The sequence below is a fragment of the Lacrimispora sp. 38-1 genome (assembly GCF_049890855.1).
In the GTDB taxonomy this organism is placed as follows: domain Bacteria; phylum Bacillota; class Clostridia; order Lachnospirales; family Lachnospiraceae; genus Lacrimispora.
In genome coordinates this window covers 89,989-110,912 of record NZ_JBANEW010000003.1, presented here as the reverse complement: position 1 = coordinate 110,912, position 20,924 = coordinate 89,989, and the positions used below count along the sequence as shown (strand labels likewise).

At 42.0% G+C, this 20,924-nt stretch carries 20 protein-coding genes; 2 read left to right on the top strand and 18 right to left on the bottom strand.

Translation table 11 applies throughout. The annotated features are described in order from the left end of the window. Nucleotides 1-61 precede the first annotated feature (61 nt). The 11 genes from V7D18_RS01435 to V7D18_RS01385 form a co-directional block, all read right to left on the bottom strand. Entirely contained in the window at nt 62-1,237 is a 1,176-nt protein-coding gene (locus V7D18_RS01435; protein ID WP_426150750.1) for a tyrosine-type recombinase/integrase, read from the bottom strand. A gap of 237 nt (nt 1,238-1,474) precedes the next feature. Next, the gene (locus V7D18_RS01430) at nt 1,475-2,701 is read right to left on the bottom strand and encodes an MFS transporter (RefSeq protein ID WP_426150748.1); all 1,227 of its coding nucleotides are present in this window, start codon (nt 2,699-2,701) and stop codon (nt 1,475-1,477) included. After that, nucleotides 2,694-3,269 carry an ArsR/SmtB family transcription factor gene (locus tag V7D18_RS01425; protein WP_426150745.1) on the bottom strand — a complete coding sequence of 192 codons (576 nt, stop codon included), beginning with the start codon at nt 3,267-3,269 and terminating at the stop codon, nt 2,694-2,696. Before V7D18_RS01425 ends, V7D18_RS01430 begins: the two co-directional genes overlap by 8 nt. Before the next feature lie 100 nt (nt 3,270-3,369). After that, nucleotides 3,370-4,515 carry a GGDEF domain-containing protein gene (locus V7D18_RS01420; protein ID WP_426150743.1) on the bottom strand — a complete coding sequence of 382 codons (1,146 nt, stop codon included), beginning with the start codon at nt 4,513-4,515 and terminating at the stop codon, nt 3,370-3,372. A 207-nt stretch (nt 4,516-4,722) separates the two neighbouring features. Further along, entirely contained in the window at nt 4,723-4,929 is a 207-nt protein-coding gene (locus V7D18_RS01415) for a hypothetical protein (RefSeq protein WP_426150741.1), read from the bottom strand. Between the two features lie 15 nt (nt 4,930-4,944). After that, nucleotides 4,945-5,871, bottom strand: a complete 927-nt coding sequence (locus V7D18_RS01410; protein WP_426150739.1) for an AEC family transporter — start codon at nt 5,869-5,871, stop codon at nt 4,945-4,947. Between the two features lie 23 nt (nt 5,872-5,894). Continuing rightward, nucleotides 5,895-6,815, bottom strand: coding sequence for an AEC family transporter (locus V7D18_RS01405; RefSeq protein ID WP_426150737.1), 921 nt, complete (start codon nt 6,813-6,815; stop codon nt 5,895-5,897). A gap of 27 nt (nt 6,816-6,842) precedes the next feature. Further along, on the bottom strand, nt 6,843-7,145 hold the full coding sequence (locus V7D18_RS01400; RefSeq protein ID WP_426150735.1) for a PTS sugar transporter subunit IIB: 303 nt from the start codon (nt 7,143-7,145) through the stop codon (nt 6,843-6,845). 32 nt (nt 7,146-7,177) lie between these two features. Beyond that, nucleotides 7,178-7,477: a PTS lactose/cellobiose transporter subunit IIA gene (locus V7D18_RS01395; protein ID WP_314464273.1), complete on the bottom strand. Its 300-nt coding sequence runs from the start codon at nt 7,475-7,477 to the stop codon at nt 7,178-7,180. Between the two features lie 20 nt (nt 7,478-7,497). Further along, complete coding sequence (locus V7D18_RS01390; RefSeq protein ID WP_426150733.1) at nt 7,498-7,704, bottom strand: hypothetical protein; 207 nt, start codon at nt 7,702-7,704, stop codon at nt 7,498-7,500. A gap of 58 nt (nt 7,705-7,762) precedes the next feature. Then, nucleotides 7,763-9,073, bottom strand: coding sequence for a PTS sugar transporter subunit IIC (locus V7D18_RS01385; protein ID WP_426150731.1), 1,311 nt, complete (start codon nt 9,071-9,073; stop codon nt 7,763-7,765). Between the two features lie 311 nt (nt 9,074-9,384). Here V7D18_RS01385 and ascB point away from each other — a divergent pair, with 311 nt between their 5' ends. Beyond that, nucleotides 9,385-10,872 (top strand): 6-phospho-beta-glucosidase, encoded by a 1,488-nt coding sequence (gene ascB / locus V7D18_RS01380; RefSeq protein ID WP_426150729.1) that lies wholly within the window; start codon nt 9,385-9,387, stop codon nt 10,870-10,872. 265 nt (nt 10,873-11,137) lie between these two features. On the opposite strand, the gene V7D18_RS01375 is transcribed toward ascB, so the two are convergent. The 5 genes from V7D18_RS01375 to V7D18_RS01355 all read right to left on the bottom strand — a co-directional run bounded on the left by V7D18_RS01375 (nt 11,138) and on the right by V7D18_RS01355 (nt 17,577). After that, nucleotides 11,138-11,626 carry a PTS sugar transporter subunit IIA gene (locus V7D18_RS01375; RefSeq protein ID WP_426150727.1) on the bottom strand — a complete coding sequence of 163 codons (489 nt, stop codon included), beginning with the start codon at nt 11,624-11,626 and terminating at the stop codon, nt 11,138-11,140. Between the two features lie 25 nt (nt 11,627-11,651). Then, complete coding sequence (locus V7D18_RS01370; RefSeq protein WP_426150725.1) at nt 11,652-12,977, bottom strand: 6-phospho-alpha-glucosidase; 1,326 nt, start codon at nt 12,975-12,977, stop codon at nt 11,652-11,654. Between the two features lie 29 nt (nt 12,978-13,006). Further along, a complete protein-coding gene (locus tag V7D18_RS01365; RefSeq protein WP_426150723.1) occupies nt 13,007-14,608 on the bottom strand; it encodes a PTS transporter subunit EIIC in 1,602 nt (533 codons plus the stop codon). Nucleotides 14,609-14,806: 198 nt separating this feature from the next. Continuing rightward, nucleotides 14,807-15,583: a MurR/RpiR family transcriptional regulator gene (locus tag V7D18_RS01360; RefSeq protein ID WP_426150721.1), complete on the bottom strand. Its 777-nt coding sequence runs from the start codon at nt 15,581-15,583 to the stop codon at nt 14,807-14,809. Nucleotides 15,584-15,669: 86 nt separating this feature from the next. Continuing rightward, entirely contained in the window at nt 15,670-17,577 is a 1,908-nt protein-coding gene (locus tag V7D18_RS01355; protein ID WP_426150719.1) for a BglG family transcription antiterminator, read from the bottom strand. Between the two features lie 277 nt (nt 17,578-17,854). Here V7D18_RS01355 and V7D18_RS01350 point away from each other — a divergent pair, with 277 nt between their 5' ends. Continuing rightward, a complete protein-coding gene (locus tag V7D18_RS01350) occupies nt 17,855-18,457 on the top strand; it encodes a hypothetical protein (RefSeq protein ID WP_426150717.1) in 603 nt (200 codons plus the stop codon). Nucleotides 18,458-18,536: 79 nt separating this feature from the next. On the opposite strand, the gene V7D18_RS01345 is transcribed toward V7D18_RS01350, so the two are convergent. Both V7D18_RS01345 and hydE read right to left on the bottom strand, forming a co-directional pair. Then, nucleotides 18,537-19,361: a YitT family protein gene (locus V7D18_RS01345; RefSeq protein WP_426150715.1), complete on the bottom strand. Its 825-nt coding sequence runs from the start codon at nt 19,359-19,361 to the stop codon at nt 18,537-18,539. 261 nt (nt 19,362-19,622) lie between these two features. Next, nucleotides 19,623-20,663: a [FeFe] hydrogenase H-cluster radical SAM maturase HydE gene (gene hydE / locus V7D18_RS01340; RefSeq protein ID WP_426150714.1), complete on the bottom strand. Its 1,041-nt coding sequence runs from the start codon at nt 20,661-20,663 to the stop codon at nt 19,623-19,625. Nucleotides 20,664-20,924 lie beyond the last annotated feature (261 nt).

The window sequence follows — 20,924 nt, the reverse complement described above, 5'->3', positions numbered from 1 at the left end:
GAAATATGGGGAATGTTCACTTATTTTGTAATTGAATATCAAAAAGTATGTAAGCTCCTTCCTATCCGGCATAAGAATCTTCCATAATTTCATAATCATTATTTATAAATGTTCCGCTTAGATCCGCATTCAGCTGATACATATCATTAAATTTTTCGATTGCAGCCTTTTTTTGTTCCATCAGAGAATGGGCGTAAACATTTAAGGTAATGGATACACTGGAATGTCCCAGCAGCTCGCTGATGGTCTTAATATCGACTCCCAGCTCCAGTGCCCGGGTAGCAAACGTATGGCGGATTGCATGAAACTTCCGGTCCTTCACACAAGCTTCCTTTAACAGCCGTTTATACAGTTTCTGGAAGCACCTGGGATCAAAAGGAACGTCGGTTCCGGTAAAAATATAATTCTCCTGGTTTCTGTCTTTAAATGCTGCCAGCACCGGCATATTCAGTAAAAATTGGGGAAGGGGAATCTTTCTCATGGATTTACGGCTTTTCGGTGCTCCTACAAACAGTGCCGTTTTATGCTCTTCCTCTTCAAAATGCCGGATACGCGAAACGGTTCTGCATATAGATAAAGTCCCTGTTTCCATATCAATATCCCCCCATTTTAATGCGCATAACTCTCCCAGGCGGATGCCGGTATAAAAACAGAGTAAAATTCCCATAGCCCGTCTGTCGCTGCAATGAAATGCTGTCTGCTCAATCTGACGCTGTTCTTTCATGGAGAAAACCTCTACCTCTTTATCATCCGGCTTCGGATACTTTATTAAATCCATAACAGCAAAGCAATCTGCCGAACCCTTTAGTATTTCTTTCACTGCAATTTTAAAGATGGTAAGATTTTTCTTTTTGGAAGAATCTGCAAGTTCCTCATTTTCATACATTTCCTTAACAAAACCTGAGACAGAACCAGTTGTAATTCTCTGATCTTTTTCCTTCTCAAAAAACGGAATGACATACTTATTCATGCACCGGTAATAGCTTTCATAGGTTGACGGCTTCACTCTCATGGAAACATCAAGCAGCCAGTTTTCAAAAAGCACAGCTCCCTGCCTGACCTCTCCCGACTTCTTTTCTCTGGGATTTCCCTGGCTTTCCTTGTAATTCTTCATCTTTTCCTTAACGCCTTTATAGCTTTTGGAATAGAAATACTGATACTTACCGGTCTGTTTTAAAGTTCTTCCTTCCCATCTTCCATCTTTGCGTTTATAAATATTTTCTCCTCTTCTTGGCATGGTAAAACTCCTTTGCTTATAATATTTTATTATATGACGGTTTAAACCTTGGAAATTAATCCAATTATTTCCAGATATTGTTAAGAACCAGGTTTTACTTTCCACCAAAAAATGACGATCCAGGATAGCTCTGGGTCGCCATTTACTGATTCCGGTTCCTCTTACTGGCATGAGAACCTGGTTATTCCGGAAATCCGCAAAAACAGCTTCTTATCATTGCCTCTACCTCTATTTATATCAGGAGTTTTCAAATGATTCAATATCATACTGTTTAATTTCCCTTTTTTTTGCTGTCACAAGTGCTGTGATCAGAATGGTATATACAATCATAACTCCTCCTGAAGTAAGCCAGAGTCCGGCTATGTCAATCTGTTCCACAAAAAGGCTGCTAAAAACAGAGCCGCACACGGAACCGGTCTGTAAGAGAAATGATCCCAGTGAAAGAACACTGGCTCTTAAAGGCCCTGGCGTATACTGGTTAATCAAAGTATTTTCAGCTACACTGCCGGTTCCGAGAAGCAGGTAAATGCCCCCGTATGCCATGACAAAGATCCAGACAGAATTCCATAGTGCCAGAATGAGCAGCGCACTGCCAAGGAAAACGCGGCTGATGCAGTAGATGCGCCATTGTCTTCCGGGAAATTTTAATAACAGTCTTCTGCAGAAAGAATTTCCTGCTGCTGCCAGAAAAAATCCAACAAAGGACAGTATTCCCAGCATCCAGGTTCCCTGTGATAAATCTGACAATTTAAGATAGGCAGGCTGCCAGTATGTCTCAATGGGAGTTATGAAAAATCCGGTAAACATCATCCCTGCCAGGATAAATGGAAAATCCGGCTTTGTAAAAACTGCACGGAATCCTTTCTTTATATGATGGGCAAGAGGAGGCCGCTCTGTTTTGCTGCCGCATATCCGGTCTTCCCTTATCCCAAATATACAAAGTCCCATTGTTACCGCAGTCAGGATACCGCGAAGCAGAATATTTGCGTTATAGGAATCCCCTAAGCCGGAAAGAAAACCGCCAAGAATACACCCCACTGCCAGTCCAGCCTCCTCCATGATGGCAAGGCGGGCTGTTATATCAGGCAGACTGTTCTCTCCCTTTTCCTGCAAAGCCTGATCTATAATTAAGGCATCTAAGCTTCCGGAAGAAAAGGCCCTGCTGACTCCGTTCAGCACAATACAGCATAATAACCAGATCCAGTTCTCTGCAAAAAAGAGCAGGCCAACCGATAACAGCTGGCAGACTCCTGATATAAGAAAGACAGTTTTCCGGCCATGCAAATCCGCACATATTCCGCTTGGCAGCTCTAAACACAGAACTGTTGCTGAATAACCGGCTATTAAAAGAGGGAGTGTCTTAAGACCTGCGCCCCTGTTAAGTAGAATTAAGTTCAGGACCGGCAGGAGAATTCCCAGGGAAGCGTAATTGAGAAAAATAATCAGCTGTTTTATCCTATTCATAAAGATCCTCCCCGGCATTATAAAAAATAAAGGCATATTCCCACGGAGACTTCTCCCTGGACGGAACAGCATGCGCATCCATAAAATCCAGGATCAGCTTTAATAATTCTTCGCCCTCTCCAGGCGACAAATGAGCCACTCCAGTCATAATATCCCCCAAATCCCACCTTGGTTCTGAATCCCCATCGTGAAGTTTCTCTATAAATTTTTTCTTCTGTGTTAAAAAGCCTTCATAGGTTCTTGCAATCTGTTCCTGAACAAGAATCTCTTTCTGCATCTGGTTATCGTCCGGATGATCCAGACCGATCTGAACATTGACATAGGCAGGGCAATAATATCTTGCAGTGATTCCGTTAATAACCTCCGTATGGTCCAGTGTAATGACACCTAGAGACTCAAGCTTTTTAATGTGATGCTGAACACTTGATGGGGAAATATCCAGTTTTTGTGAAAGCTGCTTTGGGGTCATGGGCAGCTTGGAGCGTTCCAGTATCCGGAGGAGATTCTGTCTCACCGGGTTCATATAAATTTCCAGTTCCTTTTTGGTAGATAGCTTAATTTTATTCATATCTGCTGCTCCTAATCTTTTCTTTCTTATCATTACATTTATTGTAACATTACATATTGTGTAATGTCAAGATAAAAAACAGAGGGGAGTTATCCCGCATTCAATCTGCGATCTTCATCCCCTTTTCATAGACTCTGACGGAATTGCGGACTCTCTTTGCATCATATAACGCGTAATCAGACAGAACAAAAAGCCGCGCTGCATCAAGCTGACTGGAATACGCGGACAGTCCGAAGCTGGCAGTAAAGCGGATCTCTCGTTCTTCCTCAATCCTGATCTTTTCAGTCAGTTGTCTGATCTCCTCGCATACCAGAACAGCCGCCTCCATTGTCATATTGTGAAACAGAAGACAGAATTCATCTCCGCCATAACGATATGGTGTATAGTCACAGGAGTGTTCCATCAATACCCTGGCAAACTCGATCAAACACCTGTCTCCCATATAATGTCCAAACCGGTCATTAATACTTTTAAAATTGTCAATATCCACAACGGCCAGAACATGATCTTCACAGGGTCTTTGGACCTCCATGACAGCCATGGCCTCATCAAGAGCCTTACGGTTATATATTCCGGTCAGCTCATCTACCTGTATGCTCTGCTTTAACTGATGTCTCTCCTGATCCGTCCTGATGCTGGCAGCATTCTTTTTCTGCTCAAACCGGATTACCACCATGCTCGCAGCGGAAAAGGCAATTAGTATCACCATGGAAACAAGAAAGTTTCCCATACTTAAGCTGCTGTCAAAAATTCCAATCTTATCTGAATCCCATTTAATCAGTATTTCGGAAAATGCAGCTGAACCGAGGCAAAACAAGGCTGTAATACCGGTCAGCCTCTGATCTGCGTATATGATTGTCATCATAATCGCACCTGGAAAAATATAATAGGTGGCAGTAAAACCGCTGTGAACAGTAAACAGGACAAAAGAGATTAAAACCAGCATCAGAGATACGCTGTAAATTTTCAGCTTCTGGGAAAACTGACCTGATTTCATAACCAGAGTTTCAGCCAGAATACAGGAAAGATTAATACCGGAAGGAATTATAATATATTTTAATACGTATCGTTCCATAGTTGTGTGAATAAGACCAGACCGCGCAAAAACCAGACTCATAAGGCATTCCATGACCAGTGCAAAAACAACAATGCCCACAGTGGTCTTATAATGCAGTCTCAGCCAGTCATAATCTATGGTCTGATATTGTTTCTCTATTTCTATATTTCGGATATCATCAGGTACCATATTGGAAGCCACCTCCTGTCCATCCTATTTTTACTGAAGCATAAAATTTCCTTCTTATCCTAGAATATTCCTGGTTTTTCACACAGTGAACAAATTATAACGCGAACCCGGTTTGAAACAAAAATCAGTATAGCATAGGAACAAAAAAAACGCACTTCATTTATACCGGATTACGGATATAAATGAAGTACGGTTTTCATACTCTGGTTATTGGGCCTGAACTGAAAAATAGATTGCTGCCAGTTCTTTCTCCCCCTTCAGCTTCTTTTTTAATGCTTCTGCCTTTTTTCCATCCTCTCCCTCCGGATTTTCGAAAAAAAGCTTCATGCCTGACTTTTTTATAAAAACAAGTCCTTCATCCTCTGCAAATTTTTGAAACGTCTCCTGTTTCAATGGTGCATTAACAATAATCATTATTATCCCCTTTTATTATAAAATTCCACTGGCTGCCGCCATAATAACGGGTATGGTAATTAGAGACAGCGCTGTCGTAATGGTTAAAAGATTTGATGCATACTGACTGTTCTTTTTATACTGGAGAGCGAACATGGTACCCATGGCTCCGCTCGGACAGGCTGCAGCTGTTAAAATGGTCACCGATATACTTCTGCCCGCTCCTGCTGCCAGTAATATGAGCAGGGTCAGGGCCGGAACCACAATGAGCCTGGATATACTGACAATATAGGTTCTTTTGTTCTTTAATCCCCCCAGGAAGTCACTTTGAGCCAGGTTAATGCCGGAAACCAGCATGGCAGCGGGAGTATTCATGCCACCGATTAAAGCAACCGGTTCACGTATTATTTCAGGTATTTTAACTCCTGTCAGAAACAGAATTATTCCTGTCAGGATCGCTGCATTGGATGGGTTGATCAGACTTCTTACTGTCTTTTTTATGCTTTCCGATTTCCCGCTCATCAGCATAATTCCGTGAGACCAGACAAATATATTAAATACAGTCAGATAGGCCGTCATATAAAACACGCCTTCTGCCCCCAGAATTCCGTCTATAAGAGGAATCCCTATGAAACCACAATTGGAATAAACTATCGACATCCGCTCTACTGCCAGATCAGAACTGGTTTTCTCAGGAACTGCAATTTTAGAAACTGCAATTGCAATGAAGAAACTTGCAAAAGACAGCAGAGCAGTAATTGCCAGCCCATACAACCGTTCTCTGTCAAAGTCAATCTGATAGGACAAAAGGATCACACAGGGAGAAATGATCTTAAGCAGAACAGACGTCAGCCTGCTGCCTGTACCGGCATCCGCAATTCCTGTTTTATAGGCACCTGCACCTATTATCAGAATGATAAACATCTCAATTATTTTAGTTGCTGTAATATAAGCAAGATCCATGTTTCACCTCTGCACGATGCCGCTTACTTTCCAAGCTTCCACACACACACAAGTCCTGTCATTACTGCAAGGCTGATGAGTATGGACATGGAATTAATCATGCCGGCACGTTCTGTATCTCCTTTTATCCGCTCTGTATTGATAACCCCCATAGAAGAGATTGGCGCAAAGACGATAATTACTAAAATTATTTTAATCTCCTGAGAGAACGGCAGTAAATAATAAAGAGCTGCTGCCAGACAGCCTGCAGTCCCATATCGCACAATCAGAACCTTAAGAATGGATTTCAGTTTCTTTTTATCCGTACAAAATTCCAGGGCTCCGCCGATCATAAACATTGCCAGGAACGCATTTCCGCTGCCAAATACCCCTGTGATGGTAAATACCTGACTTGGAAAATGAATATCACCCATGTACAGAATCATCATAATTAGATAAACATCAAAAGGTACGGAGGAGACGAGTTTTTTTAATATACCCTTCACTCCCTGCCCGTCACTTTTTCCTGCAACTGCAGATGCCGCCGCATAGGTAACTCCTGTACACATCACTGCATTTCCTGAATCAAACAGGCAGGCAGTAATAATTCCCGAATTACCCAGAAAGCTCTGTAAATAAGGCATTGCAAACGTCCCGATATTATAACCGGAATAGTTGATCATATTAAATGCCCGGTCACCTCTGTCTTTCGATTTTGCAGAAAAATATCCGATGGACACCATTATAATGTTTAAGAGAAAACCAAGGAAAAACACAGAAATAAGGGTGAAATTCCTTTCATAACCGGAAAAGCTGGTAATCACCGCTGCGGGAAGCGTAACATTCATGATGAGCTTCATGATCGTCCTGTTTTCACCTGGTTTAAATAAACCTGTTTTCTTTAATAAATACCCTGCTGCGATTACCAGAACAAAGCTCCCCGCTTTTAATAATACTGTCTGCATTCTCCCAGTTTCCCCTGTTGTTTTAAATTAATCTCCAAGTGTCTTTTTTACCTGGGCAATTACCTTGGCTCCATTCATGGTTCCATAAGCCTGCATATCAATGCATTCAACGATTTTTCCAGGACATTCTTTTTCCACCTTTGCCTTGCCAAAGCGGACCTGGGGCCCTAAGAGAATAATATCCGCATCCGGTCCTTTTTCTCTTGCACTTGCCAGAGCATAAGCATTGATCTGGCATTCGTAATTTTCTTTTGCAGCTGCTTCTCTCATCTTATTTACTAAGAGGCTCGTTGACATGCCTGCGGCACAAAATAATACAATATTTCTCATAGTTACAACTTCCCTTCTTTGAATATTTTAACTTATTTTCTTAAAATATCAATCATTTCTTTGCATAAATCCATGACCGTCATGGCATTCATCAAATGATCCTGGGCATGAACCATCAGAAGTCCGACCTCCACTTTATTGCCGTTTAATTCATTCTGGATCATCTCTGTCTGTATCTCGTGAGCTTCCTTAAGTGTGGTGTCTGCCTCCTCCATGAGTTCATCTGCCTTCTTAAAGTCACCGGCCTTCGCCGCACGAAGGGCCTCAATTGCAGTACTTCTGGCATTCCCTCCGTTTACTACAAGTTTCATAACAATCATTTCAATATCCATCACTATGCTGCCTCTCTCTCCTAACCAGCGATTATGAGTTTCACAAATGTAAACAGGGTGCAGATCACAATCATGGTCCATACCCATTTTTCCGGTCTGCGGAATTCAGACGAAGGACTCCATACCCGGAAAAGTCCGTAAGGCGGACATAATATAATCCACAGATAAGTAATAATTCTTGCTTTTGAGAATACGTCTGTTACCTGAAGCTCATGCTTTTCCTTCATGTTTCAATTCCTCCTCTATTTTGTCAGACTCATAATCGCCTCATTCTGTTTGAAACTGTTATTCTTCTGTCACAATCTGCTGTTTGTTTGCTATCAGAACAAACGGGATATATACAATAAATGCAAGGAGGATACAGATAATCTGAGTTACTGCTGCCCCTATATTTCCGCCGGAACAAAGAAACGCCATAAGTCCCGGAGGTGTGGTCCACGGTGCATTTACCACCATCCTTGCACAGAAACCGATCTTTGTCATGGCATACGCAAAGGTAGCGGATACTGCGGGTGATATCATAAACGGAATGGCCAGCACCGGATTCATTACGATCGGAAGACCAAAGGTGAGCGGTTCATTGATGTTAAAAAGAGCACAGGGAAGAGCCAGCTTCGCAATTGCCCTATAGTCTTCACGCTTTGAAAACAACATAATGGCGATGATCAGTCCTCCGGTGATTCCTGCTCCGGTAACGGTTGAAAAACAGGACATAAAGGGGGTGTTAATAATATTTGGAATCGCCGTTCCTGCAGCATATGCAGCCTCATTTTCTGCAAAAGCAGCCAGAAGAATAGGTTCGTATACCGCCTTTGTCACCTGGGTTCCGTGAATACCAAAAGTCCATAAAACAGTGGTGATAAAAATAAGGGTAATATATCCCGGGAAGCTTGTTAAGATATTGGACAGCGGCTTCTGAATGAACGCGGTAATGGCATTAAACAGTGTCATGCCTGTAGCCATTTCAAATACCATTCCCACAGCTGAAATTATGACCACAGTAATCAGGGACGGGAACAGGATCGTAAAAGATCTTGCTACGTTTGAAGGTACTCCTTCAGGCATATGAATTTCCAGTTTTCCGCTCTTTACCAGCCGGCAATAAATTTCCGTAGCAGCTATGGAAGCAAACATTCCTACAAACAGCCCCTGTGCATTGGTATAGACTCTTGAAAGGACATTGGTGACTACCACTTCAGTTCCATCAGCTGCCTTTCCGCTTGCAGTAAAGGCACAAAGTGAAATATAGGCTCCCAGTGCCACAACCGGAAGTGCCTTATCGGTAATTCCATAGTGTTCCCCCAGTTCCATGGCAATTAAGATCACGCAGCCGATGGCGATAAAATTCATGGTTCCGTAATTGGCTGCTGTAAACATGGGATTTAATTTTCCAAGGAAGCTTAAACCCGGAATGTTTGCAAGACTGAAAAATCCTGGTGTCGTGTTGCAGATAACATTGGAAAACAGTGTACAGAATGAGCCGATAATGATAATTGGCAGAAGGCTCATAAATGCGTTCTTAATTGCTGCCAGATGTCTTTGTGTCTGCATTGCCCCTGCTGCAGACAGCATGCCGTTCATTAATTTGTCTTTCATCTTTTCCTCCATCTCCACCGTATAAAACGGTATTTACATTAAAACGTTTCGCATTCCCAAAAATTTGTGCATCTTCCCCACTTTATTCATCTTTTCTCTGGTTTTCTTATGCGTATTGACATGTTATCATACTTATCTTTTAAACTCCATGTTCAGTTTTTCCATTTTCATAATGGCATTTTCTTCTTCTCTCCAAAAGAAGCATACACCACCACCAATTTGGAAAAAGTGTTCTTGGATATTGATTTTGCGCTCTGTTATAATGATGGCATGAAATATATAAAACAGCTAAGGAAGAGGGAGGGAATCAAATGAATCACAAACAGACATTTCCGGAAGGCTTTCTCTGGGGCGGTGCAACTGCTGCCAACCAGGTTGAGGGCGGATGGAAAGAAGGCGGAAAAGGAATTTCCGTATCAGACTGCGCCAGAGCACATTTTGATACAGACGTGACCAATTATAAGGCTCACAACGCAGTTACCACAAAAGATATTGAAGCTGCTCTTGCTACCGATGATGAGGTATATTATCCCAAACGTCATGGATCGGATTTTTATCACCATTACAAAGAAGACATCAGGCTTTTTGCAGAAATGGGCTTTAAAGTCTACCGCCTGTCCATTGCCTGGTCCCGCATTTTCCCAAATGGGGATGAAGAAATGCCCAATGAAGAAGGGCTGAAATTCTATGACGATGTGTTTGACGAGCTTCATAAATACGGGATCGAACCTCTTGTGACCATGTCTCACTATGAACCCCCTTTAAATCTGGTATTAAATTATAAGGGCTGGTACTCCAGAGAGGTCATCGGCTTTTTCACAAGATACGTGGAAACCATCTGCACCCGGTATAAGGATAAGGTAAAATACTGGCTGACCTTTAATGAAGTGGACTCCATGATCCGTCATCCCTATACGACTGGCGGCTTAATCGAAGACCGTTTCCCGGGCCAGAACTTCGAAGAGGTAATCTTTCAGGCAATGCACCACCAGTTTGTGGCATCTGCCTATGCAACCAGAATCTGTCATGAGATTATTCCCGGCTCTCTCGTTGGGTGCATGCTGACAAAGCTGACCTACTATCCCTATACCTGCAAGCCGGAAGATGTATTAAAAGCCCAGCAGACCATGCGGGGAACCTACTGCTATAGTGATACCCAGGTATTTGGAGAATATCCGGCTTACTTACTATCGCGTTTTAAAAATAATGGGATCAACATACGCAAAGAAGCGGGGGATGATGAAATCATGAAATCCTATCCTGTGGATTTTGTTTCCTTCTCCTATTATAATTCTTCCTGTGCAGCTGAGGATACCTCCAATTTAAATGTTACGGCAGGCAATACTATAAATGCCATTAAAAATCCTTACTTAAAGGCTTCTGACTGGGGATGGCAGATTGATCCTACAGGACTTCGCATTTCCATGGTGGATCTCTATGACCGATACCGCAAGCCCCTGTTTATCGTAGAGAACGGACTTGGGGCTGCAGATGTGGTGGAAGAAGACGGGACCATTGATGATCAGTACCGGATTGATTACTTAAGGGAGCATATGAAGGCTATTTTAGATGCCATTGAGGAGGACGGGGTGGATTGTCTCGGTTATACTTCCTGGGGCTGTATCGATCTGGTTTCGGAATCCACCAAGCAGATGTCAAAGCGTTACGGTTATATCTATGTGGACTGCGATGATTACGGTAATGGGACTTATAATCGGATGAAGAAGAAATCTTTTTACTGGTATAAGGAAGTCATTGAGACGAATGGACTCAGTCTGTATTCAGATCAAGAGTTTTAATTAAGAACAATAAATGGTATAAAGGGGCAGCTCTGTTTTTAGGGCTGCCCTATTATTATATCGCAATTGTTTTATGGGACTTCGAGGCTGTAATTTGTAAGTTAAGTGACGTCCGGTTTTGTGTTCCAAAATCATCCTGTAACCAGAGATTATACCATGGAAAGCAAGAAAAAACGGGAAGCTCGGTGGATATCTATGAAAAATTCCAAGGTATCAAAAAGGGAGTGCTTAAGGATTTAGTTCCAGGCACTCCCTGTATTTTTTGTCAACGGTATTGAACCATGACCGTCTCCCCTGCTTTCGCCACTCCGATAAATGGAATGACTTCCTGAAAAGAATCTTTATTGAGCAACAAAACCGGTGTAATTGCAGAAAGTCCTTTGGACTTTAAAAGTTCTAAATCAACCTCCAAAAGAAGATCACCTGCATATACCTTTTGACCAGCTGTTACGTGTGTCACAAAGCCTTCACCCTGAAGTTCCACCGTATTCAGACCCACATGGATGAGAATCTGGGCTCCATCCTTTGCCATAATGGCCAAAGCATGTCCCGTGTCCATTACGCTGTCTATTATCCCTGTAACCGGGCTATAAATTTTTCCATCTTCCGGGTAAATGGCTGCCCCCTCACCAAGCACTTTCTGAGAAAACACCGGATCCGGTACTTCCTCCAAAGGCACTACTTTCCCGTTTTGTACCGCCAGAATTCTTCCTCCCTCCTCTGCTTTTCTTCCTCTGAATAATTTTTCAAACATATAAGAACTCCCCTTCGTATCTGTTTTATTTTAACAAGGGCCAGTACTCCCGGTTAACTTCTATAAAGTCATCCAGAATCTTTTTGGCTACCGCTGCACTTGGCACCGTCTTTGATAGAGTCAAAGCCTGCCATAACTTTAAGTAGCTTCCCTCTATCCATGCTTCCACTACCAGGCGTTCTGATGCCAGCTGTTCCTCCATCATTCCCTTTGCAAAAGTGGGAATATCCCCCTGACATAAGGGTTCCGGACCATCACTTCCAACCAGACAGGGGACTTCTACCATGGCAGTAGAATCAAAATTGCAAATCGCACCTTTATTTTCCACAATGCAGAGCATCTGCTCATGAGTATTAAATGCAATGGCGCATGCCAGGTCAACAATAAAGGAAGCGTGGTTGTCAATGGTAAATCCTCCTCCTTTGGCTGTTCCCGCCTGAACAATTGCTCTGGCTGCCCCAAACACTTCTTTTTCTCTTCCTTCCATTACTTCATTCGCTCTGGTATGGTCCGGATTGGTATGATCAACCACATAATCCGGGTACAGATAATATTTCAGATAAGTATTAGGAAGAAACTGCGGGGTCAGTTTTAATAAATCTGCCGCTTTTCTATGGGTTTGCTGCCAGCTTTCGTCCATATGCTGAGTCTCCACTGCCCGGTCTGTTAGATACCCGTTTTGGGATACATACTCCAAAAGCTGAGGCATTAAATCAGTTCCATTTTCATCCTTTACGCTGGTCCACCAGCCAAAATGGTTTAAGCCGAAATATTTCACTACCATATCTTTTGGATCTTTTCCTACAATATAACCCATACGGCGCTTGGTGCCAACCGGCATATCGCAGATATTAATGACTTTTGATTGAGGTTTTAAAACCCGACAGGCCTCCGCTACAATAGAAGCCGGATTAGAATAGTTTAGCATCCAGCAGTCTGGAGAATAGGTTTCCATAAAGTCAATCAGTTCCATCATTCCGCCAATACTTCTCATCCCGTAGGCGATACCACCAGGGCCGCAGGTTTCCTGTCCTACCACACGGTATCTCATAGGAATTTTTTCATCCAGCTCTCTCATGGCATACTTTCCCACCCGGATATGAGCCATGCAGAAATCCACATCGGTAAATGCCACTTGCGGATCAGTTGTGTATCCAAACTCCACATCCGGTGCATTTTCCTTCATCAGGATCTCCAGTGCTTTTGCTATGGTCTCCTGGCGTTCACCGTCATTGTCATACAGTTTCAGGGAACGGAGCGGAAACCGATTTAAATTGTCCAGGAGCATCATGACGATGCCTGGTGTGTAGGTGCTTCCGCCTCCGGCAATTACTATAGAAAACTTTTTCATCCTGTTTCTCCTCCTTTAATTCCTTCTTCTCAGAAATTCTCATTTTTCCCCAGCGCCTCGTCAACCGCTTTTCTTACAGCACTGATTTGCAAACCGTATACAACCTGTACATTGTTTCCTTTTTTAACCACTGCACTGGCTGCTGTATCGTGCTTAAGTACTTCTTCCTGCACCAACTCAGGATTAGAAAGGATCAGGCGGAGGCGGGTATAACAATTATCTACCTTTTCTATGTTTTTTGAACCCCCAAGGGCTTCGACGATTCTAAAACCATCCACATCTTCTTTAACCGCTTTATCTTTTTTACTTTTTTCAGCAGCCGCCTTTTCTTTGTATTCGGCCTTTGTATGAAGCTTCATTTCCAAACCTTCCGTTTCCCGACCCAGAGTATTTAAATTCAGTTTCTGAATTAACAGACGGAATACCACATAATAAATAACGAAAAAGCCAAGACCTGTCAGAATGTACATGGGCCAGCCTGTCTTATGAATTCCAAGAGGCACATTATAAAGCAGAAAATCGATAAAACCATTCGGGCCGATAGCCCGGACCTGAAGAAGATTTAAAACCACCATACTCAGTCCGCTTAATGCTGCATGCACAGCAAACAGTACAGGTGCAACAAACATAAAAGAGAATTCAATCGGCTCTGTCACACCTGCTATAAAAGAAGTAAAAGCGGCAGGTATTAAAATTGCCTTAATCTTATTCCGGTTTTCTGGTCTGGCAGTATGGTACATGGCAAGACATGCACCAATTAAGCCAAACATTTTGGATATTCCTCTGGCGTCCCAGATGACGCTTGGAGATAATACTGCGATAGACGGGTCGGCCATTTCCGCATAATAGATATTTCTGGCTCCTTCAAAAACCTGACCTCCGATAGTCTCTGTACCTCCCAGAGAAGTGTATAAAAACGGTGTATAAACCAGATGATGCAGTCCGGTCGGAATGAGCAGACGTTCCAGCGCTCCGTATATGAAAATTCCGAAGTTTCCTGAATGATTAATAAATGCGCCCAGACCGGTTATTCCCATCTGTACGAATGGCCAGACAAAGGTAAGGACCACTGACATAAGAACCACAACGGGAATCAGAACAATAAATACAAACCGTGAACCTCCGTAAATCTGAAAGGCATTCTGAAACTCAATATCACAGTATTTATTGTGAACCATGGCAGTAATGATACCTAGAATAATACCTAAAAACACTCCCATATCCAGGATCTGTACACCCAGCACCATGGCCTGACCGGTTCCTCGTAAGGAATCTCCGGTGTAAAGTATTCCTGTCAGGTTCATAAATTTGTTCATGGCGTTGATAAACACCAGAAATCCCAGAAGCGCTGTAAATGCGGCTTCAGATTTCTTCTTATTTGCCAGACCTGCCCCAAGTCCAACACAGAAAATCAAGCCAAGGTTGTTTAAGATTGCTACCAGGGAACCTGACAGTATGGTGCCGAATCCTTTTGTTACCGGATTATTCAGTACGGGCAGAATCTCTAAAAGCTTTGCATTGGTAAAGAGGTTTCCCACCGCAATTAAAATACCTGCTATAGGCAGAATCAAAACTGGTATGAACATTGCTTTTGAAAAATGCTGGAGCTGATTCATTACTTTATCCTTCATTCACATTTCCTCCAATTTAAATGATACTATTTTGTTTCTTAATTCCACGTGAAATTCATACCTGTATTATATCTGCGCGAGGAATCCTTGTATATACTTTAACCTGCAATAGAAACCTGTGTTCCAAGTCTGTAACATGTAACGAAAGAAATCCTGGTTCCCGCCTTAAAAGCGGTCACCAGGACCTTGATCTTTTTATTATTTTTCATCCATATTCTGGAGTACCTTATGATACTCATAAATAAGAAGTTCCATCAGCATGATCACATTGGGGAAAAAAGTATTCGCCATCATGTTTCTGTCATCCAGCTTATTGCTGTCTTCAATGCGAAACTGCATATCTGTCATTGAGCTGACCCGGTTCTTCGCTTCATTGGTAAAAGAAACGGTGTATATCCCATTCTCTGCTGCTGTCTTTACCCGGTCTGCCACCCATCTGGTTTCTCCTGATCGGGAAACCACAACCAGCATTTCCATATGTTCAAGATTGTTTTCAAAGACTCCGATGGAATCCATACCATTGGAATAAATACATTTTATTCCAAGCACCAGCAGTTTTTTCGTTAAATATTCCAAGGGTATGGCAGAAAACCCAGTTGCATATAAAAACACATATCCAGACTTTAGCTGGCAAAGCCGCCTGGCAAATTCCTTAATGTCCTCATATGAATTATACTTTAAAATGGAATTGGAACAAAAGCTATTAATAAACTGCAAGTCTGTGCTTACATGATCCTGCGCCTGCTCCACAAGAGGCAGCAGCTTGTAGTACATATCCACGAATCCGTTATAACCCAGTTTCTTCGTCAAACGCATAATTGTAGAAGTGGAGGTAAAATTCTCTTTCGCCACCCCCCGCACTCCCATTTTAAGCATGGAATCCATATGGGAGATCATATAACGAAGTACGGTGTCTTCAATTTCCGTAAGATTCTTTCCCTCTGTCAGTTTGCTTATATCCACAATTCCTGCCATTTACCGTTCCTCTTTCCTGCTTTTTGTATATAATATATACGATTTTTCCTATTAAAGCAAACAGTTCCAGAGATTGGCAGACAGACTTAACGGGGATAATCCTCTTCCATCAGAGTCATAGCCTTAATAAAAGCATCATAATCCTGTTTCTTCACCAATTCCTGTATCTGCCTCTGACTTAACAGAAAAGAGGCAGTCAGCTGGTAAAAGTGCTGCAGCTCTGCGCTGGTATGGTCCTTATCCGCAATACATACCAGAAAAACAGCCCGGATCTTCTGATCTCCCCACTCCACCGGTTCGTCAAGAATTCCCACGCAGACAAAGGTTTCACTGCTCATGGCTTTATAGGCATGAGGCATTGCCACCTGATTGCCAAAGGCTGTTTTTGCCAACCTCTCCCGCTGCAGCACGGATTCATAAAATTCCTCCGGCAGGTTCTTCTTTTCAATGACAAACTGACACATAAAGCGAAGCACCTCACATTTGGTGCGGAACTTTAAGTGTGGGAGAAACAGCTCCCGTTCATAATAATTGCAAACAGAAAACGATTTCTGGGCACAAAGAACTTTCTTAACATTTACAATGTCCTCGTCACCAAGAAAATATTCCACTTCCAGAATGGGCAGCGGAACAGAAACCGTGATGGGAACCGTGGTAAAGATATAGTCATATCTGGAAAAATCCATCTTATATAAGCTGCCAACGTCACAGGCAATAATCTCATCGATATAATCCTTAAAGGAATTCTTATATTTATACTGCAATAGCTGGGCACTTCCCCTCCCGGATGAACAGACCAGAATAATATTTTTCTTCTTAATCTCTGTTTTCTTCCGTTCCAGGGCCAGTGCAAAGGCGAAAGCAAAGTAAGCCACCTCATCCTCAGACAAGGAGACCTTAAAATGTTCGTTGAGCACTGTGACCGCATTACATGCCATGGTATAGGACAGGCAGAATTTTTCCTTTACATCACGCAGCATAGGATTTTTCATATCCATATCAAACCGGATCCGGACACTTAACGGAACCAGATGCTGGCTTAAAATCATTCTCAGTTCTAAATCACTTCGAAAATCGAATTTAAACAGATCATATACCCGTTCCAGCATGGCAGTCACCAGATCACTGATCTCCTGGGTAATAATTACATTTTCTCCTATACTCTCTTCCTGCAAAAACATCTTTTTCCCGGCCAGATGAATGGCGATGTAGACGACTTCATTTTCAGGAAAACTGATATGAAGCCGCTCTTCCAGCTTTGCTGCTATTGTTTTTGCTATGTGATACTCAAACCGCTCTTCCGGATTATCAAGAAGCCCTTCCGGCATGGGAACATAGTGGCATTCCATGATCCTGCTGATGGCAATATAAAGATGGACTACCAGATTCTGATACGCCGCCCCTGTAATCATAAAATCATTCTCCTTTAAAACCATGGATACGATGGCAGCAATCTCGTCCATGCTTTCGTTTCCCTTATGAAGCCTCTTACCGGAAAATGATGCAATGCAGAGTCTGGTATCAAATTCTTTCCCTTCCAGGCGGATTCCATAGTTGGGCTTGCGTACAACACGGATATTAAATTTTTTTAAAAACTGTTCCACTTCCTTAAGATCTTCCGTCAGCGTACGTTTGGAAATATACAGGCTTTCGCTTAATTCCTCCAGTTTTACATAGGACCCGCTGTTAATTAAATACTCCAGCAAATACTGGATCCGCTCCTCTGAAGTAGAAGGTAAGTATTCCTCCGAACCGTGGGCATAATTCTTGCGGCAGTATGCCTCATATTTTTCACTGTCCTGAATACTTAGAAAATAGCCCACTCCGTATTTTGACAGGATACCAGCGCCATGGGGCTCTATCTCCTGATTGATCTCCTTCAAAAGATTACGGACCGTTTTTGTCCCCGCATGGATCTGTTCTGCAAGCATTTCTGCTGTATAGTAATCTCTGTCTGATAAAATATCCAAGATCTGCTTCATTCGCCTGTCCATTTTTCTTCACTCCTGTCAATCACTGCCGGTATTGTTCACATTTTATGAGCAAACTATATTTGTGTGTTTTTTATCTTTTCAAAGAAATTATCTATATTTTTTTATGCACATTTACATAGTAACATAAATTTCATCTTAACTGAATGAATCTTTTTTCCATTTTCAAAGTGGTAATGTCTGCTTTTTTTGCAGTTCCGTACAACATTGAACAAACAAATGAAATAATTGGTGCTGTACGCATATAATGAAATAGAAACTTTTTGACATGGGAGTATTTATGAACGGAGAAAACGAGGACGCAAGAGGAATGATTACAGGGGACGGAAGCATTATGGAGGTACAGAATGCCCTTGTGGAAGAAATGTATACTTCCAACAGCAGGACGGGATATCTTATCATCTCTTATGCAGATCCAGGTGAGAATGATATGTTAAATATTGAATTGATTCAATTAAATATCGGCTGGGAAACTATTCTGATTGATCAATTCGGAGAAATGATCAGCTTATGTAGCATTACAAAAGGAACCTATGTCAATGCGACATTTTCCAGTGTGATGACAAGAAGCATTCCGCCCCAGTCAAACGCCTATCGGGTAATTGCCATGGTTGACACCACCTCATACCGCATAACCACAGACCGGATTGTCTGGGTTGATACAGATAACCATTTTGTCTATACCGGCAACCCCAACGACGAAAACGACCAGATGCGCTTTGTTATTACAAGTGCTACTCAAATCATGGATGAGGACGGGACCCCACTGACTGACGTTGATTTAAAACCTGGGAAAATGGTACGCATTAAACATGCCAGTTTTCAGACTGCCAGCATCCCTCCACAGACTACTGCATTTGTTATTGAACTGTTATCCAGTTAAAAAATCTGCCGGCAATTTTTAAATTCGTTTCAACATAGGAAACGAAGAAATTACCGGCAGATCTCATTTTATATAATATTTATTCTACATCAAATCCCCTGCCTATGATGTTGTTGCTTATGCTTGCGCAGATAAAGCTGTCATCATGAAAGGACTTTACAAAATCTTTGATTGCAATTAACTCCTGTTGATTTACCACTGCCTGAATCAGCATTTTCTTTTTTACATTGGAGGTATCCATTCCCTGAATAAAGGTGGCGCCCCTGTTTAAATCGTTGCGGATAAACTGTGTGATCTCTAAATACTGATCTGACATGATATTAACATTATAATATTTCTCAAATCCAATGATCAGCTTATCAGTTACCACACTCTGTACAAACGTACAGATCAGAGAATAAATGATCATCGTCATGTTTCCATAAATAATAGAAGAGAAAATAACTACCGTATTAATAATTAAATAGTAGGACCCGATTGACAAACCCTTCTTTTCTTTCAGATACAATGCCACAATGGATTCCGGTCCGTTTGCAACCCTCTGCTTCATAATAATACCGCCGGCAATTCCGCCCACAACGCCGCCGCTGATGGCTGCCGCGATAGGATCTGTGTGAAGCTGGGGCAGAATCCGGGTCACGATTCCCACGTAAAAGGTAAACATAAAATAGCTGAATGCAGCATAAAAGATCTGTTTTTTGCTATAGCTGAAAAATGCCCAGATGAAAATAGGCAATGCCATAATAATTAAAAGCAGCTGTACATCTGCACCGGTCAGGCGGTTAAATACCGTAGCCAGTCCCCCAAGTCCGGTAGCGACTAAATTGTTGGCGTTCAAAATCTGGCAATATGCACATGCAGAGATGAACTGGCCTATTGCTATCCAAAATAGCTTTTTCTTCATTGTTGCTCTCCTCATTCCAGTAGGTGATTTCATAGTTTTTGCGGTTTGTTTTAATGCTATTTCACCGACACCTATTATATAGATTTCAATCCTCTTAAGCAACAACATTAATTTGTTAATTTTTTGACTATTTTCTCTATTTTAGCCTGTGTACTACTATATTTTCCGAATACATCTGACAAACGAGTATCAATGTATCAAAACATCGAAATGCTATGGTGATATAAGTCCAGAAAATCAACTCTGCCGGGAAAAAGTTTGTTAAATCTCTACAAAGTCTCCTCTTTTTTCTACCACATTATAACCAATCGAAGAAACCCGGTTTCTTAAGCAGACATTACACTCCGCTGCCTCTTCTCCAGTACAGATTTTGTTGTCATAAAGCTCATATTTTTTTCTCACACCGATGGGAGATAAATTGGGCATTAAAACATTGGAGCCGGATAAAATTCCTTTTTCTCTGCCCTTGGGATCTACGGTTCCCAGCGCAGTTGTGGCCGGAATTAAGGCATTGGGAAGCATAAGCCTGAGCATTCCTATAAGAAACAGGGTTAAATCCATGCTGCCGGCTGGAAAATCCTTAAATGGTGTGTCCTTGTGGGGAATAAAGGGTCCGATTCCCACCATCTGGGGAGACAGCTCTTTAATAAACTGCAGATCCTCTGCCAGACACTCAGGGGTCTGGTATGGAGAACCCACCATAAAGCCGGTTCCCACCTGATAGCCAATCTTTTTTAAATTTCTTAAGCATTCTTTTCTGTTTTCCAGGGAAAGAGAATCAGGGTGAAGCTTTTTATAATGCTCTTCATTAGCGGTCTCATGGCGAAGAAGGAAACGGTTTGCACCAGCCCCATAATAGGCCAGATACTGCTCATAGCTTTTTTCCCCGATGGAGAGAGTAATGGCGCAATCCGGATATCCTTCTCTGATCTCTTTTATAATATCTGTCATAATTTCATCGGTAAATGCCGGATCTTCTCCTCCCTGCAGTACAAAGGTCCGAAAGCCCAGCTCATAACCATTCTGACAGCAGGAAAGGATCTCCTCTTTGCTCAGGCGGTAACGGCTGGCATTTAGATTGCTTCGTCTGATTCCGCAGTAATAACAGTCATTTTTGCAGTAATTGGTAAACTCAATCAATCCTCTGATATAAACTTCCTTTTGAAAATGTTCCTGGCTGGTTGACTGAGCCAGGGAAAAAAGATACTCGCTGGTATCTTTATCAAAATTTTTTATTAAAAATATGAATTCTTCCTTTTCCAGGTTATGATTCTTATATAATTTATCGATCAGTTCTCTCATATACCTCTGCTCCTTCTCCTGAAACGGCTACGCATATCCTTGCCTCATGTAATTATTTTAACATGTTTCCCCTTAACTGCATAAATGAATTTTCTGGCAGTACCATGTAAATTCATAGTGTATTGGTATGTTTATACTATCATTTTCCTGAGCTCAGGGGAAGTGTGTTTTACCTTCTTGACTAAAAACCATACATTCGCTACAATTATATCATAAATGGAAGGTTTTTTTGTTGGTTTTCACAATGATCTTTTCCATTTC

Bases quoted from the DNA above. Each gene is read 5' to 3' on its own strand.
- V7D18_RS01435 (WP_426150750.1), bottom strand. From the start codon at position 1,237: ATGCCAAGAAGAGGAGAAAATATTTATAAACGCAAAGATGGAAGATGG.
- V7D18_RS01430 (WP_426150748.1), bottom strand. From the start codon at position 2,701: ATGAATAGGATAAAACAGCTGATTATTTTTCTCAATTACGCTTCCCTG.
- V7D18_RS01425 (WP_426150745.1), bottom strand. From the start codon at position 3,269: ATGAATAAAATTAAGCTATCTACCAAAAAGGAACTGGAAATTTATATG.
- V7D18_RS01420 (WP_426150743.1), bottom strand. From the start codon at position 4,515: ATGGTACCTGATGATATCCGAAATATAGAAATAGAGAAACAATATCAG.
- V7D18_RS01415 (WP_426150741.1), bottom strand. From the start codon at position 4,929: ATGATTATTGTTAATGCACCATTGAAACAGGAGACGTTTCAAAAATTT.
- V7D18_RS01410 (WP_426150739.1), bottom strand. From the start codon at position 5,871: ATGGATCTTGCTTATATTACAGCAACTAAAATAATTGAGATGTTTATC.
- V7D18_RS01405 (WP_426150737.1), bottom strand. From the start codon at position 6,815: ATGCAGACAGTATTATTAAAAGCGGGGAGCTTTGTTCTGGTAATCGCA.
- V7D18_RS01400 (WP_426150735.1), bottom strand. From the start codon at position 7,145: ATGAGAAATATTGTATTATTTTGTGCCGCAGGCATGTCAACGAGCCTC.
- V7D18_RS01395 (WP_314464273.1), bottom strand. From the start codon at position 7,477: ATGGATATTGAAATGATTGTTATGAAACTTGTAGTAAACGGAGGGAAT.
- V7D18_RS01390 (WP_426150733.1), bottom strand. From the start codon at position 7,704: ATGAAGGAAAAGCATGAGCTTCAGGTAACAGACGTATTCTCAAAAGCA.
- V7D18_RS01385 (WP_426150731.1), bottom strand. From the start codon at position 9,073: ATGAAAGACAAATTAATGAACGGCATGCTGTCTGCAGCAGGGGCAATG.
- ascB (WP_426150729.1), top strand. From the start codon at position 9,385: ATGAATCACAAACAGACATTTCCGGAAGGCTTTCTCTGGGGCGGTGCA.
- V7D18_RS01375 (WP_426150727.1), bottom strand. From the start codon at position 11,626: ATGTTTGAAAAATTATTCAGAGGAAGAAAAGCAGAGGAGGGAGGAAGA.
- V7D18_RS01370 (WP_426150725.1), bottom strand. From the start codon at position 12,977: ATGAAAAAGTTTTCTATAGTAATTGCCGGAGGCGGAAGCACCTACACA.
- V7D18_RS01365 (WP_426150723.1), bottom strand. From the start codon at position 14,608: ATGAAGGATAAAGTAATGAATCAGCTCCAGCATTTTTCAAAAGCAATG.
- V7D18_RS01360 (WP_426150721.1), bottom strand. From the start codon at position 15,583: ATGGCAGGAATTGTGGATATAAGCAAACTGACAGAGGGAAAGAATCTT.
- V7D18_RS01355 (WP_426150719.1), bottom strand. From the start codon at position 17,577: ATGGACAGGCGAATGAAGCAGATCTTGGATATTTTATCAGACAGAGAT.
- V7D18_RS01350 (WP_426150717.1), top strand. From the start codon at position 17,855: ATGAACGGAGAAAACGAGGACGCAAGAGGAATGATTACAGGGGACGGA.
- V7D18_RS01345 (WP_426150715.1), bottom strand. From the start codon at position 19,361: ATGAAGAAAAAGCTATTTTGGATAGCAATAGGCCAGTTCATCTCTGCA.
- hydE (WP_426150714.1), bottom strand. From the start codon at position 20,663: ATGAGAGAACTGATCGATAAATTATATAAGAATCATAACCTGGAAAAG.